Below are 15,171 nucleotides of genomic sequence, written 5' to 3'. Positions count from 1 at the left end.
GGGCCGCTTGCGCGGCCGTGCCGCCGGCGCGACGGCGGGAGCGGCGTCGCCACGGCGCCGACCGGCGGGCACGGTGTCGCCGCCGCCGAGCCCGGCGAGCAGGTTCTGCCGCTCCAGCGACCACCAGCGGGGCCGCTGGTCGGGCAGCAGCCGCCAGCCCGCTGGCACATCGCGACTCGTCGACGCCGCTGACAGGCGGAACGGCAGGAACGCCAACACAGGCACGGTCACCTCCGCCGCCGACGCGCCGCCGTGGTAGCCGCCCTTGCGACCCCGGTAGTGCAGCGCCGGGTCCCACAGTGCGACGATCCGCTCGCCGGGTACGAGCACCCGGGGCCCGGCGAGCGCGACCTCGCCGTCACGAACATCTGTGGAGACATCGTCAACCGGGACGCGGTGCCGCGCTGACACGGCGTCCTGCGCGGCCAGCGGCGACGCGCCGTGGTCGAGAACGTGACCGTGGTCGCTGGTGAGGATCACGGCCCGGCCCGCGGTCTGCGCGTAGCGCAGGATGGTGCGCAGCTTGCCGACATCGGCGAGGCTCCAGCCGCCGTCGTCGCGCTGCCGGCCCTTGTCCAGCAGGTCGTCGATGGTGTTGATGACGACGGCGACGAGCGGGGTGTTCGAGGTCAGCTCGTTGCTGAGCTCCCGGTCGAGCGCGGAGCCCGGCGTGCCGTCGAGGTCGGCGTGGTGGAACAGCCGGACCGCGCGCCGCGCCCAGCGCGGGTGAGCCTCGAACTCGCTCCGCTCCTTCGCCTTGTCGCCCGTCAGGAGACGGCCGGCGAGCAGCGAGGCACGCGACCTGTCCGTCACAGTCGGCAGGACGGCCAGTGCGCTCCGCCGCCGGGCAGCGCCGCCCGCGCTGTCGCCGAGCGGGTCACATTCCGCCCACCGCTCGCGGCGCAGTCCAGCGGCGAGCTGGATGGCGACGGCGGCGCTCATCCCGTCGAGCACGACGAGCAGGGCCTTGCCCCGGGCCGTGATGACGGGGGCGACCACGCGGTCGAGGACCTCCTCGATGCCCAGCGGCACGCCCTCGGTCTCGCTTGGCAGGCTGCCGGTTGTCGTCCAGTCAGCAAGCAGCCGGGCGAACCTGGCGTCAAGGGCATGCCGCCGCCGGATCGCGGCCCGGTACAGGTCGCCGTAGACGGCGCCGACCGTGGGCGACGGGTCGCCGACGGCCAGCTGCCCGAGCGCGACATCGGCCCAGGCCGCGTCGTCGAGATAGCCATCGAGCGCGGCGGCGAGCGTGCCGGGGCCGTCGACCGGCTGGCCGGCGAGCCAGCCGGCGACGCGGGCCGCCATCTCTGCCCGCTCGACCTGCCCGGCCTCAAGGCCGGCGAGCAGATGCGCCCGCAGGACGTCAACGGCGGTCGCGACCTCGCGGGCCGAGGTCTGAGGGAACGTGTGGTGTGCGTCGGAGTCGGCGGCAGCCAGAAAACCGCGCAGTGTCGTGGCGACGGCGGACAGCCGGTCGTCGAACCCGGCCCGCAGGATGTCGCTGGTCGCGCCGGCGGCCCGCGCGTCGAGCTCGTCGAGCAGCCGGTCGGCGGTGTCCAGCAGCCCCGGCAGGTCGTCCGGCGTGTTCATCCCGGTGCGGACGGCCTCACGGACCGCGTCGGCGAACCGGCGCATGGTCTCGTCGTCGAGCTGGGTGTCGCCGAAGTAGCGTTCCACCCGGCCCTTCGCCCGTTCGACGGCCGCGGCGTCCAGGCCGGCGGAGCCGCGGTCCTTCCCGGGCCACAGGCAGTCGCAGACCAGGCCGAGGGCCAGCGAACGCTCGCCGTTGCCGGCGGCGACCAGCGTCGTCAACGCGCGCCCCGCGTGCCCGGTCCGCTCCCGCAGGAACGCGGTGATGCCGGCGCGCTCGTCATCGCCGAGCCGGCGGAACGCATCGGTCGCCCCAGGAACCGTCGTCCAGCGCAGCAACGTGGCGATGTCCAGGTCGGCGGCATTGAGGCCCAGCTCGGTCAGGCCGAGCCGGACGGCGGTCAGCTCCGCCAGCGCGTCCTCGACGCTGAGGACACCGCCGGGCCGGCGCGGCCAGCCAGCCGGCGGGCGTGCCTCCAGCAGCGCCTGGGCCATCCAACGGTAGGCGTGGGTGCGCAGCCGCGGGTCGAGCTGGGCAGCGCCGAAGTCCTCCGCGACCGCGGCCCACGGCTCGATCACGTCGACTCGCTGGCGGTGGACCTGGGCGAGAACGGTGTCGCCCAGGGTCTCCTCGTCGGCGTCGGTGAGCAGCACGAGCCAGCCGTCGGGCATCGGCTCCCGTCCCCAGCGCGCGACCTCCTCAAGCACACCGAGCGGCGAGACGCAGGCCACGACCCGCACCGGCCTGCCGCCGACGAGCAGCTCGCCAGGACCGGGCCACTCGGGCTGCGCCCGCACCAGCAGGATCCGCGCCCGCTCGCCGGTGCCGGCCAATCCGCGCAGCAGTCGGGCGACCCGGCCGACCAGCATCGCGCTGGTGACCAGCGGCGCTGGCGTGCCGGAGCCCGTTGGGCTGGCCGCGGGTGACAGGACGCTCACCGTGCCGGCCGCCAGATGATCTCGATCTCGCCGGACTGGTCACCGACATAGTCACGGACGACGGCGAAGGCCCGGTCCAGCTCAGCCGGCCGCACGCGCCACTGCCGCTCGGCCGGGGCAACGGTTCCCTGCCCAGGAGCCGTCATGCCGTTCCCGTCGATCATCACCGGCGGCTTGCCGGTCTGCAGCGTCACCGGCGTCACCGGCGGCGCGACGGGCGGGGGCGGAGTCGTGTCGGCGGGCCGCGGGCCGACGGGTGGCGTGCTGACGGCCCGGCGCATGAGCTGGGTCGCGTCGGACCGGGCGTTGCTCAGCACGCCGGCGAGCGGGGTCGTCAGCTCGTCGGCGGCGCCTGCCTTCCGGATGCGCCCGAGGATCTCCTGGGCCTGCGTCTGGTAGGGCTCCGGCAAGGTGGCGATCATGCCGAACATCTCGCCCCACGGGGCGGACGTGACAGCGCCGGCGACGGCCGCGGCGCGGCTGATGCTGTGCGCGAGCCGCTCCGCCGGACCCGCGAGATCGGCGTGCGCCAGCCGCGCGACGATCTCCGCGCCGGCCTTCGGGCCGGCCAGCGCCGCAACCAGGTCGTGGGCGGCCCGGGCGGTCCGAAGACGTCCCGTGGTGGAGCCGGCCGGCTCCACGGCACACCCAGTCCGTGGGTTGAGACCGAGATCGGGTGCGTGTGCCTCCAGCGCGGTCACCAGGTCCCGCGTCGCCGCGACGTGCCCCCGAGCCTTCGTTACCAAGTCCTCGGCGAACGCGCGGATCAGCCGGCCGCGCCGCAGCGGCGGCGGCTGCACTCCGAAGAGGACCGCAGCCCGCCCGCAGGCGGTGGCCCAGTCCTCGGGGCTGGGCAGCGGCTGCTCACGCAGCGTCATGTCCTTGATCCCGGCCGTCAGTTCCGGCGGGGCGGGCAGGATCCCGCCGTACTTGTACCAGGCGCGGTCGGTCTGCTCGGCGAACGCGGCGACGATCAGCGCGGCGAGCGGGCTGTCCAAGCCGCGCGGCTTCGGCTCGTCGATCCACATCAGCAGGTCGGCCACCCGCAGCTCGCCGTCCGCACCGCCGGAGCCGCCGGAGCCACTGGAGCCACTGGCCGCGGCCTGCGCCGCCTTCCGGGTGAAGTGGTCGACCCACTCCCGACCGAGCTCGAAACGCGCCTCGTGCATGATCCCGAGGCCGAGCGCGGGGGCGATCCGCCGCATCGGCACCCGGTCGCTCCGGATGACCTCGACGGAGTTGCCGCCCGCTTCGGCTGCCTTCGTCACATAGGAGAGGACGAGCCTGAAATCGGCCGGCTTGGCGGGCTGGCCGGTCTGGTCGGGGTCGAGGTCGGGGTGGCCGGGGAACTGGTCGGTCAGCAGGTCCCCGGCGAGCCGCCGCGCGGCTTCCCGGAACGTCGCCCCGAAGGCCAGCGTGGGGGTGAGCCCCGGCCACAGGGCGCGCAGCCAGTCCGAGTAGTCGCTGACGTCCTGTTCCTCACGCCTCGCCAGCCCGTAGGCCATGCGCAGCAGGGTACGGGTCTTCGTCAGCAGCGCGTCGTACCGGCTCTTCAGCACGCCTCGGGCGCGCTGCCGGTCGTCGGCGCTCAGGTGCTGGGCGTGGCTGTCGAACCGGTTCCGGTTGAGCAGGTGGTCGAGCCGGACGAGCATCCCGAGATCGGCGAGCCGGGCGGCGGTCAGGTCCGCCGGGATCCAGCAGACCGCCCGGTGCGGCGTCCCACCGCCACGCAGCCGTTCGACCCGGGCCCGCGCGTCCACCGGCGGCCTGCCGGTGTCGTCGAACGGGTAGTCGATCACAAGCCGCCACGTCTGGGGATCGGCTGGTTCCAGCTGGTCGTCACGCAGGTCCGAGCTGCGCAGCGAGCCGAAGATGACCTCGATGGAGCGCCTGGAGCCTCGCCACACCAGGTCGAGCCGGTCGCCGTAGACATCGTCGGTGACGGTGACGCCGAGCTCCTCGACGAGCAGCTTCCTGACCAGGGCGCGGCGGTTGCCGCCGCTGTCGTAGGCGGTCGTCTGGCTCAGGATGCCGTCGATCTCGACGTCGACCAGCTCCAGGCCGACGCCGGGATCGCCGCCCTCGACCGGCAGGTACTTGATCTCGCCGAACTGGCCGGCCCAGCGTTCGACCTTCTTTCCGACGACGCCGGCCTCGCCGCCCGGGATCGGGCTCGTGATGCTGCCGTGGTTGAGCGCGGAGAGCCGCCGCGGCGTCAGGTTGCGCAGCGCCGGCACGCTCGGCGCCAGCGCGGCGAGCAGCAGCGTCTTGACCAGACGGTCGTCGGCGGTAAAGCGGCGGACCTTGACGGCCAGCTCCCCGTCGACGGCGGCGCGGGTCGCCTGGGCGTGGCGCACCCGGGCGAGGATGTCCTCGTCGAGGCCCTCCGTGTCGAGCAGGAACGGGCGCAGCTTGCGGTTGTAGAGCCGCTGCGCCGCCTCGAACTCGGCCTTGAGCACGTCGGTGAACGGGGCGTCCCCGCCCCGGGTGATGACGTCCCACAGATCGCCCAGCGCGATGACCTGGCCCAGGCGCAGCTCGTCCCGCTGCGCGACGAGCAGCTGGCGCATGAGTTTGAGCGCGGTCCGGTTGCGCTGCAGGGCGGCGGAGACGTGGACGAGGGTGTCCATGAACGCCGGGCTGAACGGGTAGGAGAGCCGGAACGCGTCCCGGTCGGCGCCGAGCTGGGCGCTGACACCGAGCATCGTGTCCCACACCTCGGCACGGACCTTCGCCGTCGTCTCGAACGCCTTCTCGATCTGGGCCGCCGCGGCGGTGTCCTTCGCGCGCAGCAGCCGCCGGTTGGCGATCAGCGGCAGGTTGCGGTCCTCCAGAATGATCTTATCGAACCGGCCGTCGGCCAAGGTGAGCACGTCGAGGAAGCTCAGCCGGACATCGCCGGCGATCGACTCGCCGACCAGCTCCCGTAAGTCGCGCTGCCGGGCGATGAAGCTGACGACCGGGATCGACCGGGCACCGAGCCCGCCCTCGACGAAGTTCGTGACCTTCTGGACCTCGCGGGAGACGAACGCCTGGTCACCCATGTTGTTCGCGAGCCAGAGGATCAGCTCGTCGAGGAACAGGATGACCGCGTCGTAGCCCAGCTCCTTCGCGTGCCGGGCGATCTCGCCCAGGCCCTGGTCGAGGGAGATGAAGCCCTCGGCGTCCTCGCGCAGGTCACGGTAGGTGTTCGGGAACCAGGTCGTGAGCAGGTCGGAGGTGAGCCGGCGCCGTGCCGCCGCGTCCGCACCGGTCGGGGCGAGGGCCGCGTCCAGCTCGGCGGCCGTCCAGGAGGCGTCGTTGCCCCACTCGTCCTCCTCGCCGCCGCCCGAGCCCGCGCGGTTCAGCTCCGTGAGGAAGGCCGCGTCGCCGACCTTCGCGCGCAGGCCGCGGGCCTCGTCGAGCAACGCCTCGGCCCGGTGCACCGCCGGGATCGGCGCCTCGGGGTGCAGCGCGCGCAGGCGGTCGGCGTAGCCGCCGAGAACCCGCTGCTCGATCGACTTCGCGCCCAGCAGGTGGAACGGGACGAGCAGGAACTTCTTGCCGGCCAGTTCGCCGTCGTGCTTGCCGAGCACGGCGGCCAGGTCGTCGAGCGCCCGCGCGGCGGGCTCGCCGCGCAGCAGCGCATGCAGCACCGCCATAAAGTGCGACTTGCCGGAGCCGAACGAGCCGTGCAGGTAGACGCCTTTGGACGCGCCGGTGCCCACCGCCTGCGCGATCAGGCCGAGCGCCTCGTCGAAGTTGTGCACCAGCCGGTCGGTCAGCACGTAGTCGCGCATCGTCGCGGCCGCGTCGGCGACACCCTCGGTGAGCTTGAGGACTAAGTCGCTGTCCGACGTCCGCTCCGGGATGTCGATGACGTCGCGCAGCAGCGGCTGAGGCGACGGGCTGGTCATACGGCCCCCGGGTTCCGGTCGTGCGAGTACTTGGGACTGCTTTGCCTGCGCGACAGCCAAACATACCGCGTTGTGTCGCAGGCTACCTTCACCGTCTGACGCCCCATCGGCGCTGGCCTTGCGCGAGCCAGCCATGCCGCTAGATTCATCTGTGACATCTGTGACACCCAGGGGGGCGGCATGATCGAGGATCTTGTGACCGCGGAGATCCCGGCCGAACAGCTGGACGAACTCGAGCGCTTCGCTCGGGGCTGTGCCGGGCCGCAGTTGCGTAACCTGCTGCTCAGCCTCAGCCGCTGCATCCGTGACGGGGCGACCATCACCGCGACCAGCGGCGCCGCCTCGTTGACGCCCAGCCAGGCGGCCGATCGGCTCGGGATGAGCCGTACCCATCTCTACAAGCTCCTCGACCGCGGCGAGATCCCGTCCCACCGCGTCGGCCGTGACCGCCGCATCCAGCTGCGCGACATCGCCATCTTCGAGGCTGAGCGCCAACGCGACCGCCGCGAGCTCGCCGAACGCTTCGCCACCCAGCACCGCACCCGCGCCGACGCGGTCAACGAGATCGCCGACCTGCTCTGAACCTCCGCTCACCCTCACAGTCACCCAGGTCCGCGAGCCCGACTACCAGGCCGACGAGATCGACCTCGAGGCCAGTACCATCGATCTTGGTCGCTGGTAGACAAAAGATCCCCTTCGTAAGGGTGACAGCCGCCGTGTGTGCCGCGGCGATTCGTGGCTCACGAACGTTTCGTCGTCAAGCCCTGGCCGATCGCCGAACGTGGATGGCTCGCGGACCCTGTTTTCGCAGGTCAAGCGCCACCCGGAGCGCGAAGCCAAAGATTCTGACTGGTGGGAATGGTTCACGGGCCGGGACGGAGCATCGTTACGGCGCGCCCTCGGGGCGTTGCCCTGCTTCCTCCTTCGAAGGGGTTGATGACCATGACGCTTGGTGGTTCCGCGAGTGCGGTTCTGGAGCGGACCGAGGCGACACCGCTCGGCCTGCTGGACGAGTTTCAGCTCGATGTGCAGGTGACGGTCGAGGCGGCGCCCGGATACACGATCCGGGCGTGCGACACGAGCGACACCTGCGGTTCGACCTGCGCCTCGGCGTGCGCCAGCGACTGACCTGGTGACGGCTGCGGTCGCCGGCTCGCCGGTCGCGCCCGCGCGGCGAGCCGGCGACCGCAGTGTGAGACGGAGGTGTGATGGTCGACGTGGACGTACCGCTGTACCGCCATGGTGGCGGTGCGATGCTGCGGGCGGCGGTCCTTCCGCTGTCCCAGCAGCCGGAGGACTGGCCGACGTTGTCCGATCCGGACTCGTGCCGGTCGTGGCTGCGCGCCGTATGGGCACTGTCCGGGTTTGCCGACGCGATCCGCTACGCAAGCGGGTCGTTCGCCGCTCAGGTCGAGTCTGTTCTCGACAACCAGGCGGCGGGCGGCAAACAGGTTCGACGGGTGACCTCGGCAGTCGTCCGCTATCTGCTGCGTTCCCTGGGACGGCCGACTCCGTTCGGCTTGTTCGCCGGTGTCGCCGGTATCCATATCGGCGAGGGTGTACGTGCGCGCTGGGGAGCGAGCCACCGGCTGGTCCTGCGGGCGGACACGCTGTGGTTGGACGACGTTGTCGAGCGGCTGGAGATGCTGCCCGACCTGCTTGCTCGCCTGGACGTCGTGGTCTGCGACCTGTTGGTCGAACGCGGCGACCGGATCGAGATGCCTCGCGGCCCGGGACGGGTGACGGTGCGTAACACGGCGGTGATGCGTCTCATCCGTGATCTGGCGGCCAAGCCGATCCCGTTCCACCTTCTGCTTGACCAGGTCGCGCTCGCGTTTCCTGCCGCCCCTGCCACGGCTGTCCGCCGTGTGCTCGGTGACCTGGTCGCCCAGGGCATCCTCATCACGGATCTTCGTGCGCCTATGACCGTGGCTGACCCGCTGGCGCATGTGATCGCGGCGGTCGAGCAGGCCATGGCCGGCGACGGCGAGGCGACAGCCGCCATGCTGGGCGATCTCCGCGCCACCCAGCAGCTGATCCGGACGCACAACAACGACCACGCCGAGCCGGGCACGCAGGCACGGCTACGGGAGGAGGCATCGGAACGGATGCGGCGGCTGTCGCCGGCCGGCCGGACACCGCTGGCCGGGGACCTGCACCTCGACTGCGACATCGCTGTCCCCGCCGACCTCGCCAATGAGATGGCCCACGCGGTCGATGCGTTGCTACGCCTCACGCGCCAGCCGCGTCCGGACCAGGGGTGGAACGACTGGTGCCGCGAGTTCTGGGACCGCTACGGCACAGGAGCACTCGTCCCCGTCCTGGACGCGGTGCATCCCGATACGGGCATCGGCTGGCCGGCTGGCTTCCCGGGCAGCATGCTGGCCGAACCCGAGGACACGGTCAGCCACCGTGACCAGGAGCTGCTGCGCCTAGCCTGGGACACGGTCACCGCCGGACATCACGAACTCGTGCTTACCGACTCCCTCATCGCCGCGATCACGGCGGACAGGCCGGTGAATCCACGCTGGATTCCGCCACACGTCGAGCTGGGAGCCCGTGTCCACGCAGCCAGCGTCCAGGCACTGGCGGCGGGGGACTACACGTTCGGCGTTCATCCCGCGTGGGCGTTCGGAACGCTCACCTGCCGGTTCGGCTCAGCCGTGGGCCACGCCGGCCTGGACACTGTCTTCGCCGCCGCACCCGCGGCTGTCGAGGGCGCGCTGCCGGTCCAGCTGTCGTTCCCGCCGCTGTTTCCGCACTCGGAGAACGTCTCCCGGGTTCCCCGCTGGCTGCCCCAGGTGCTGCCGGTCGGTGAGCACCGGGCTGACGAATCGACCGTGATCCGCCTGGATGATCTCGGGATCGTCGCGGTGGCCGACGGGCTGCACCTGGTCGGCATCTCGCGGCGCCAGGTCGTCGAACCGCAGGTCTTCCACGCGCTCGCCCTGCGCAAGCAGGCACCGCCGCTGGCACGGTTCCTCGCCACGTTGACCCGTGGCTTTCTCGCCCGTTTCACCGAGTTCGACTGGGGACCGCTGGCCGCCTGCCTGCCCTACACGCCTCGGGTGCGTTACCGGCGCGCGATCCTGTCACCCGCGACATGGCGGATCAGCATCGCGGACCACGCGGCGCTACGCGCCGATGGTCACTCCTGGGAGCTGGCATTCGCCCGGTGGCGGCAGCGAGGGGCCTGCCCAGACATCGTGGAGCTCCATGACGACCACCGGTCACTGCGCCTGGATCTCACCGTGGACGCGCATCTGGCGATCCTTCGCGAGCACCTGGACAAACACGGCCGCGCGACGCTGACCGAGACCGACTCCGTCGAGGACACGGGATGGATCGGCGGCCACGTCCACGAGGTTGTCCTACCGTTCCTCCGGGCGGTGCCGGCGGCGCCGAATCTCGTCACCGGCGCCCTGCCGCTCGTGACCAACGCGAATGCCGCGCACCGGCCGGCCTCGCCGCACGGCTCCTGGCTCTACGCGCAGATCTTCACCCATCCCGAACGTCTCGACGACCTCCTCCGCACGCACCTGCCCCGGCTTCTTTCCCTGCTCGACGGAGACCGGTCGTACTGGTTCGCCCGCTACCGCAGCGTCCGTGAGACCGACCATCTGCGGCTGCGGATTCGCACGGCCGGCCAGGAGGAGTACGCCGCGGTGGCTTGCGCGGTCGGCCAGTGGGGGCAGCAGCTCTGCGACGCGGGCGCGGCGTCCCGGCTGACCCTGGCGACCTACCATCCCGAGATCGGCCGTTACGGCAGTGGCGCCGCGATGGACGCCGCCGAAGCGGTGTTCGCGGCAGACTCGCACGCGGTCGCGATCGCACTTCAGCTCCCGACGCCGCTCGCAGTCCATCCGATGGCGCTCGCTGCCATCGGCATGGTGGACATCGCCGACGGTTTCCACGCCGACCCCGTCCGCGCGAACGCCTGGCTGCTGGAGCACCTCGCCGCCAAAGCCGCGCCCGGTGCGGATCGGCTCGTCACCGAGCAGGTCACCCGCTGGGCAGCCCGAAGAGCCCTGCCGGGCGATACATCCCTGCCCACCGCCCTCGCCCAGACGTGGCAGGCCCGCCGGGAAGCGTTGACCCGCTATCGGTTCGCGCTCCCCGGGAACGCCGACGCCGATCGGATTCTGTCCACGCTCCTGCACATGCATCACAACCGCGCCAGGCTGATCGATCGCGCAGACGAGGCCACCTGCCGCCGTCTGGCCCGGCAGATCGCTCTCACCCGACGCGCACACACCACGGCGGACAGCCCGTGACCACGCGCTCCCGTTTCCCGACGGTCCCAGCCCTCGGCGATGCCGAATCGGCGCGCTGGGCTCAGTCCCTCGGCGACGGAGCACCAGGGATCGCACTGGCGCATATCGCCCGCGCCCGCGCTGGCCTCGACGGCTGGGAACCGGTGCACCGCCTCGCGATGGCGATGACACGTAGCCCGCTCAACGCCCATCCCGACACCGCCAGCCTGTACCAGGGCGCACCGGCCGTCGCCTACACCCTGCACACCGCCGGCCACCCCGCCTACGACGCCGCGCTCGCCACCCTCGACGACGCCATCGCCACCGTCATCCGGCAGCGTCTGGAGACCGCCCACCGCCGCATCGATCATGGGCAGCTGCCCCACGCCCGCGAGTACGACCTGATCAACGGACTCACCGGCCTCGGCGCCATCCTCCTGCACCGGGACCACGAAACCGCTCTTCTTCGGGACGTGCTCACCTACCTGGTGCGGCTGACCCGACCCATCCGCGTCAACGGCCGCGACCTGCCCGGCTGGTGGGCGACGGGCAGCCCCGACCGACGCGCATCCGCCCGGTGGAACGCCGGCCATGCCGGATTCGGCATGGCCCACGGCGTCGCCGGGCCGCTGGCGCTCCTGGCCATCACCAAGCGCCAAGGCATCACCACGGCGGGACACGTCGACGCGCTCCACACCATCGTCACGTGGCTTGACCAGTGGCGCAGAGGCCAGCGGCGGACCGACTGGTGGCCCGAAGTGATCGACCACAACGAGCTACGTACCGGCAGCGCAGCTCGCCCGGGGCCGCATCGACCGTCCTGGTGCTACGGCAGTCCCGGAATCGCCCGAGCCGAACACCTCGCAGCCCTCGCCATCGGCGACCAACAACGAGTTTCCAACGCGGTCGAGACCCTCATCGGATGCCTCACCGACGACCACCGGCTCGCACAGCTCACCGACGCGGGACTCTGCCACGGCTGGGCCGGGCTCCTCCTGACGGCCCACCGGGCCGCGGCCGACACCAGCACCGGCGAGCTCTCCGCCGCCCTGCGCGCCGCCCAAGCACACATGCACCGGTACCTACGCGGCAAGGGTGACCCCACCACCGCGGGACTCTTGGACGGCGCGACCGGCATCGCGCTCGCCCATTCTGCCCTGGAGATCACATCTGACTCGGCGCTGCCAGACTGGGACCGCTGCCTGTTGATCAACTAGCAGTTGGTTACCCCGCCGAGGCCGCTGTCACCACCATGCCCCCTGCCGCTGTGAAGGAGACTGATGGACACCACCGCAGCCACATCACCAGGCGCGTTGCGCGACCGCATGGTCGACCGCATCCTCACCAGCCAGGATCTGCCCCCGTGGGTCGAAACGGCGCTGCGTTCCGTCGAACGCCACCGCTACGTCCCCGAGGCGCCGCTGACCGACGCCTACGACGAGAAGGCGGTCATCACCCACGCCTTCCCCGACGGCACCCACCTCAGCTGCGCATCCGGCCCCACCATCGTGGCCGCCATGCTCACCGCCCTCGACGTCCGGCCCGGCCAGCGCATCCTGGAGATCGGCGCCGGAACCGGCTACAACGCGGCCCTTCTCGCCACCCTCGTGGGAACCGGCGGCCACGTCACCACCATCGACATCAACGCCGACGTCACCGCCGCAGCACGGCGCAACCTCGACGACACCGGCTTTCCTCACGTCCGCGTCCTCACCCGCGACGGCGCCGACGGCGCCGCCGAGGACGGCCCGTTCGACCGGGTCATCGTCACGGTCGGCGCCTGGGACATCCCACAGGCCTGGTGGGACCAGCTCGTCCCCGATGGCCGCCTCGTCCTCCCGCTGCGCTGGCGCGGCACCACCCGCGCTGTCGCACTCACCAGGCAGGATGACCACTGGAAGTCCGACTGGGTCTTCCTGTGCGGCTTCGTACCCATGCTCGGCCAGCCCGGCGAACGGAAGAGCGTCATCCACCCCGACGGCCTCGCCGCCCTGCACCACGACCTAGACCAGCCCATCGATACCGAGGCCCTGCGCGGCGTCCTCGACCGGGAGAAGTCCACCGTCTGGTCCGACGTGACCGTGCACGGCCAGGAACCCTTCGACCGCGTCTGGCTCCACCTCAGCGCCGTGGACGACGGCACGGTCCGCATTGAGGCCGACCAGCAGGCTGTCACCGAGGGCCTGTGCACACCCGCGATCGCCTCGCGCAGCCCAGCCCTGGTCAAAGACGGCTCACTGGCCTACTTCACCATCCGACGCACCTCTGCCCCAGGGCGCTGGCAGCTCGGCGCCATCGGCCATGGACCCCTCGGTCACCGTCTCGCCTCACGGATCGTCGACCAGATCGACGCCTGGGACCACGACCGCACCGCCGACCCCGAAATCCTCGCCTTCCCGACCGGCACGCCGATCCCCAACCAGACGAAAGGCAAGATCATAACCAAGCCAGAGAACCGCCTGGTACTGCGCTACTAGCGGTACGCAACTGCTCCTGTCCAGGACGCCTGCCACCCGCGTACCCGCGCGACATCTCGCGGCAAGGCAGATCAGTTGCGGTCGGCGTGGAGAGGTGACAATGCCATCGCAAAGAGCGGCAACCTGCCACCCCGATCACTACTGCCCTGATAGTGATGGACCGGTTACCGTGGGCGGGTTCCGAGCTAGAACCGATCGGTGGCAGTAGCTGCCGGATCAGCGAGCATCCTTGACCTGGAAGGGGTGGCAACGTCGCCATGAACAGGCCCAGCCAAAGGGTTGAGCAGGACGAGTTGCGGACTCGGATGCACGCGACCGGCATGAGCCACCACGAGATCGCGATCGAGTTCGCCCGCCGCTACCGGCTACGCCCCCGCGCCGCCTACCGTGTCGCACACGGCTGGACACAGCAGCAGGCCGCCGATCGCATCAACGCCCACGCCGTCCGTGCCGGCCTCGACCCGGAGGGCGCCGCCCCGATGACCGCGCCGCGGCTGTCTGAGGTGGAGAACTGGCCTCACCCTGCCCGGCGGCGTCCCACCCCGCAGATCCTCGCCCTGCTCGCCGAGGTGTACGGATGCGATCTCCACGCCTTGGTCGATGTCGACGACCGTGAACACCTCCCTCCGGCGGACGTGTTCCTGATCAACGGCATGCGCCGTCCGCCGGACCGCGTGGCTGCGTCGTCGACGGCCTCTTCGATCACGCCCTCGGCGCCACCATGGGGCACGACTACCGAAGGACCGGTCGAAGTCGCCTTCAGCGCAGCCAGAGCTGGGCAAGCACCGGCCCCCAGCTCGGCCGGTCCCGCCGACGAAGGCAACGTGATCATTTTTCCGCAACTCGCCCCGGACGGGAGGATCGTCCTCATGCCACTCGATCGCCGGGGTTTCCTGCGTGGCCTGGGCCTCACCGCAGCCAGCGGCGCAGCCCTCAGCCCGCTCGCCACGATGCCGACGATCCCACCAGGATCGTCCTCCATCGACCCACGCGTCGTCGATCACTTCGCACGCCTGCGCGCCGTGCTCGCGGAGAACGACAACCTCTTCGGACCGCGCCAGGTCATCACCACAGCGCAGGAACAGACCGGCCTCATCGCCACCCATCTCCGACACGGCACGAATTCGCGCCCACAACGGCAGACCCTGCTCCACATCCAAACGCAGTTCGCTGATCTCCTCGGCTGGCTCCACCAAGACAGCGGAGATCACGCCACCGCCGGATACTGGCTCGACCGAGCGCTGGAATGGTCACACCGCGCAGGCGATCCCAAGGCCACGGTGTTCATCCTCGCGCGCAAGAGCCAACTCGCCGCCGACCGTGGCGACCCAGATGAAGCTGTCGATGTCGCCGACGCAGCGTTGACCAGCGCGGAGCCAACCGGTCGTCTTGCCGCCATCGCCGCGACCTACAGCGCGTACGGCCACGCACTACGGGGCGAGAAAACCACCTGCCTGACGCTCTACGACCGCGCCCATGACATCCTCGACCGGGCCGGGCCCGACACCGGCCCCTGGGGCGAGTTCTTCAGTCCCGCCTACATCGAAGTCCAGCGGGCACACAGCCTCGCCGCACTGGGTGACTACCCGGCCGCAGCCACCGGGTTCCGGGCCGCGATCGACGGCCTCCCCCCGGCCTTCTACCGCGACCGCGGTGTCTACCTCGCTCGCGAAGCCCTCGCGCACGCAGGAGCACGCGAACCAGAGCAAGCCGCCGTACTCGGTCTCAACGCGCTCACGGTTGGCGCCAGCACGCACTCCGGACGGATCATGACCAGTCTGCGGTCCCTGCGTGACGCCGTCGCCGGATGGCAGACTGTCCCCCAGGTACGCGAGTTCCGCCAGGCGATGGACCGGGCCACCACGGCCATCACCGGCTGACTACCATCCCGCCACCGGCGATCCGGTCCGCCCCTACCAGGGGCCGGCCCCAGGGAGGACGAGCCGCTCCATGACCCAGCTCGACGACCACCGCTGGATGACCCGGGCCATCGACCTCGCCCACCGCTGCCCACCT

The 15,171-nt window shown here is 71.2% G+C and carries 8 protein-coding genes; 6 read left to right on the top strand and 2 right to left on the bottom strand.

All coding sequences use genetic code 11. The features are described 5' to 3' along the window. Both pglZ and MJ797_RS21825 read right to left on the bottom strand, forming a co-directional pair. On the bottom strand, nucleotides 1–2,529 hold a 2,529-nt coding region (gene pglZ / locus MJ797_RS21830; RefSeq protein WP_239340360.1), incomplete at its 3' end, for a BREX-2 system phosphatase PglZ. Then, nucleotides 2,526–6,425: a phage resistance protein gene (locus MJ797_RS21825; RefSeq protein WP_239340357.1), complete on the bottom strand. Its 3,900-nt coding sequence runs from the start codon at nucleotides 6,423–6,425 to the stop codon at nucleotides 2,526–2,528. The genes pglZ and MJ797_RS21825, both read right to left, overlap by 4 nt. Before the next feature lie 180 nt (nucleotides 6,426–6,605). Between MJ797_RS21825 and MJ797_RS21820 the strand changes: the two genes are divergently transcribed. The 6 genes from MJ797_RS21820 (at nucleotide 6,606) to MJ797_RS21795 (ending at nucleotide 15,035) form a co-directional block, all read left to right on the top strand. Beyond that, the gene (locus tag MJ797_RS21820; RefSeq protein ID WP_239340354.1) at nucleotides 6,606–7,007 is read left to right on the top strand and encodes a helix-turn-helix domain-containing protein; all 402 of its coding nucleotides are present in this window, start codon (nucleotides 6,606–6,608) and stop codon (nucleotides 7,005–7,007) included. A gap of 354 nt (nucleotides 7,008–7,361) precedes the next feature. Next, nucleotides 7,362–7,553: an FxLD family lanthipeptide gene (locus MJ797_RS21815; protein ID WP_239340351.1), complete on the top strand. Its 192-nt coding sequence runs from the start codon at nucleotides 7,362–7,364 to the stop codon at nucleotides 7,551–7,553. A gap of 80 nt (nucleotides 7,554–7,633) precedes the next feature. Continuing rightward, complete coding sequence (locus MJ797_RS21810; protein ID WP_239340347.1) at nucleotides 7,634–10,699, top strand: lantibiotic dehydratase; 3,066 nt, start codon at nucleotides 7,634–7,636, stop codon at nucleotides 10,697–10,699. After that, nucleotides 10,696–11,895 (top strand): lanthionine synthetase C family protein, encoded by a 1,200-nt coding sequence (locus tag MJ797_RS21805; protein ID WP_239311422.1) that lies wholly within the window; start codon nucleotides 10,696–10,698, stop codon nucleotides 11,893–11,895. The genes MJ797_RS21810 and MJ797_RS21805 overlap by 4 nt, the downstream gene beginning before the upstream one ends. A 63-nt stretch (nucleotides 11,896–11,958) precedes the next feature. Next, nucleotides 11,959–13,155 carry a methyltransferase, FxLD system gene (gene fxlM / locus MJ797_RS21800; RefSeq protein ID WP_239340332.1) on the top strand — a complete coding sequence of 399 codons (1,197 nt, stop codon included), beginning with the start codon at nucleotides 11,959–11,961 and terminating at the stop codon, nucleotides 13,153–13,155. Between the two features lie 257 nt (nucleotides 13,156–13,412). Continuing rightward, nucleotides 13,413–15,035, top strand: coding sequence for a helix-turn-helix transcriptional regulator (locus MJ797_RS21795; protein WP_239340321.1), 1,623 nt, complete (start codon nucleotides 13,413–13,415; stop codon nucleotides 15,033–15,035). The last annotated feature ends 136 nt before the right edge of the window (nucleotides 15,036–15,171 follow it).

Source organism: Protofrankia sp. CiP3 (assembly GCF_917627345.1).
GTDB lineage: Bacteria > Actinomycetota > Actinomycetes > Frankiales > Frankiaceae > Protofrankia.
This window is presented reverse-complemented; position numbering and strand designations above follow the sequence as displayed.

What these genes read in the sequence shown, in the direction of transcription:
- MJ797_RS21820 (WP_239340354.1), top strand. Translation starts at nt 6,606, where the DNA reads ATGATCGAGGATCTTGTGACCGCGGAGATCCCGGCCGAACAGCTGGAC.
- MJ797_RS21815 (WP_239340351.1), top strand. Translation starts at nt 7,362, where the DNA reads ATGACCATGACGCTTGGTGGTTCCGCGAGTGCGGTTCTGGAGCGGACC.
- MJ797_RS21810 (WP_239340347.1), top strand. Translation starts at nt 7,634, where the DNA reads ATGGTCGACGTGGACGTACCGCTGTACCGCCATGGTGGCGGTGCGATG.
- MJ797_RS21825 (WP_239340357.1), bottom strand. Translation starts at nt 6,425, where the DNA reads ATGACCAGCCCGTCGCCTCAGCCGCTGCTGCGCGACGTCATCGACATC.
- MJ797_RS21795 (WP_239340321.1), top strand. Translation starts at nt 13,413, where the DNA reads ATGAACAGGCCCAGCCAAAGGGTTGAGCAGGACGAGTTGCGGACTCGG.
- fxlM (WP_239340332.1), top strand. Translation starts at nt 11,959, where the DNA reads ATGGACACCACCGCAGCCACATCACCAGGCGCGTTGCGCGACCGCATG.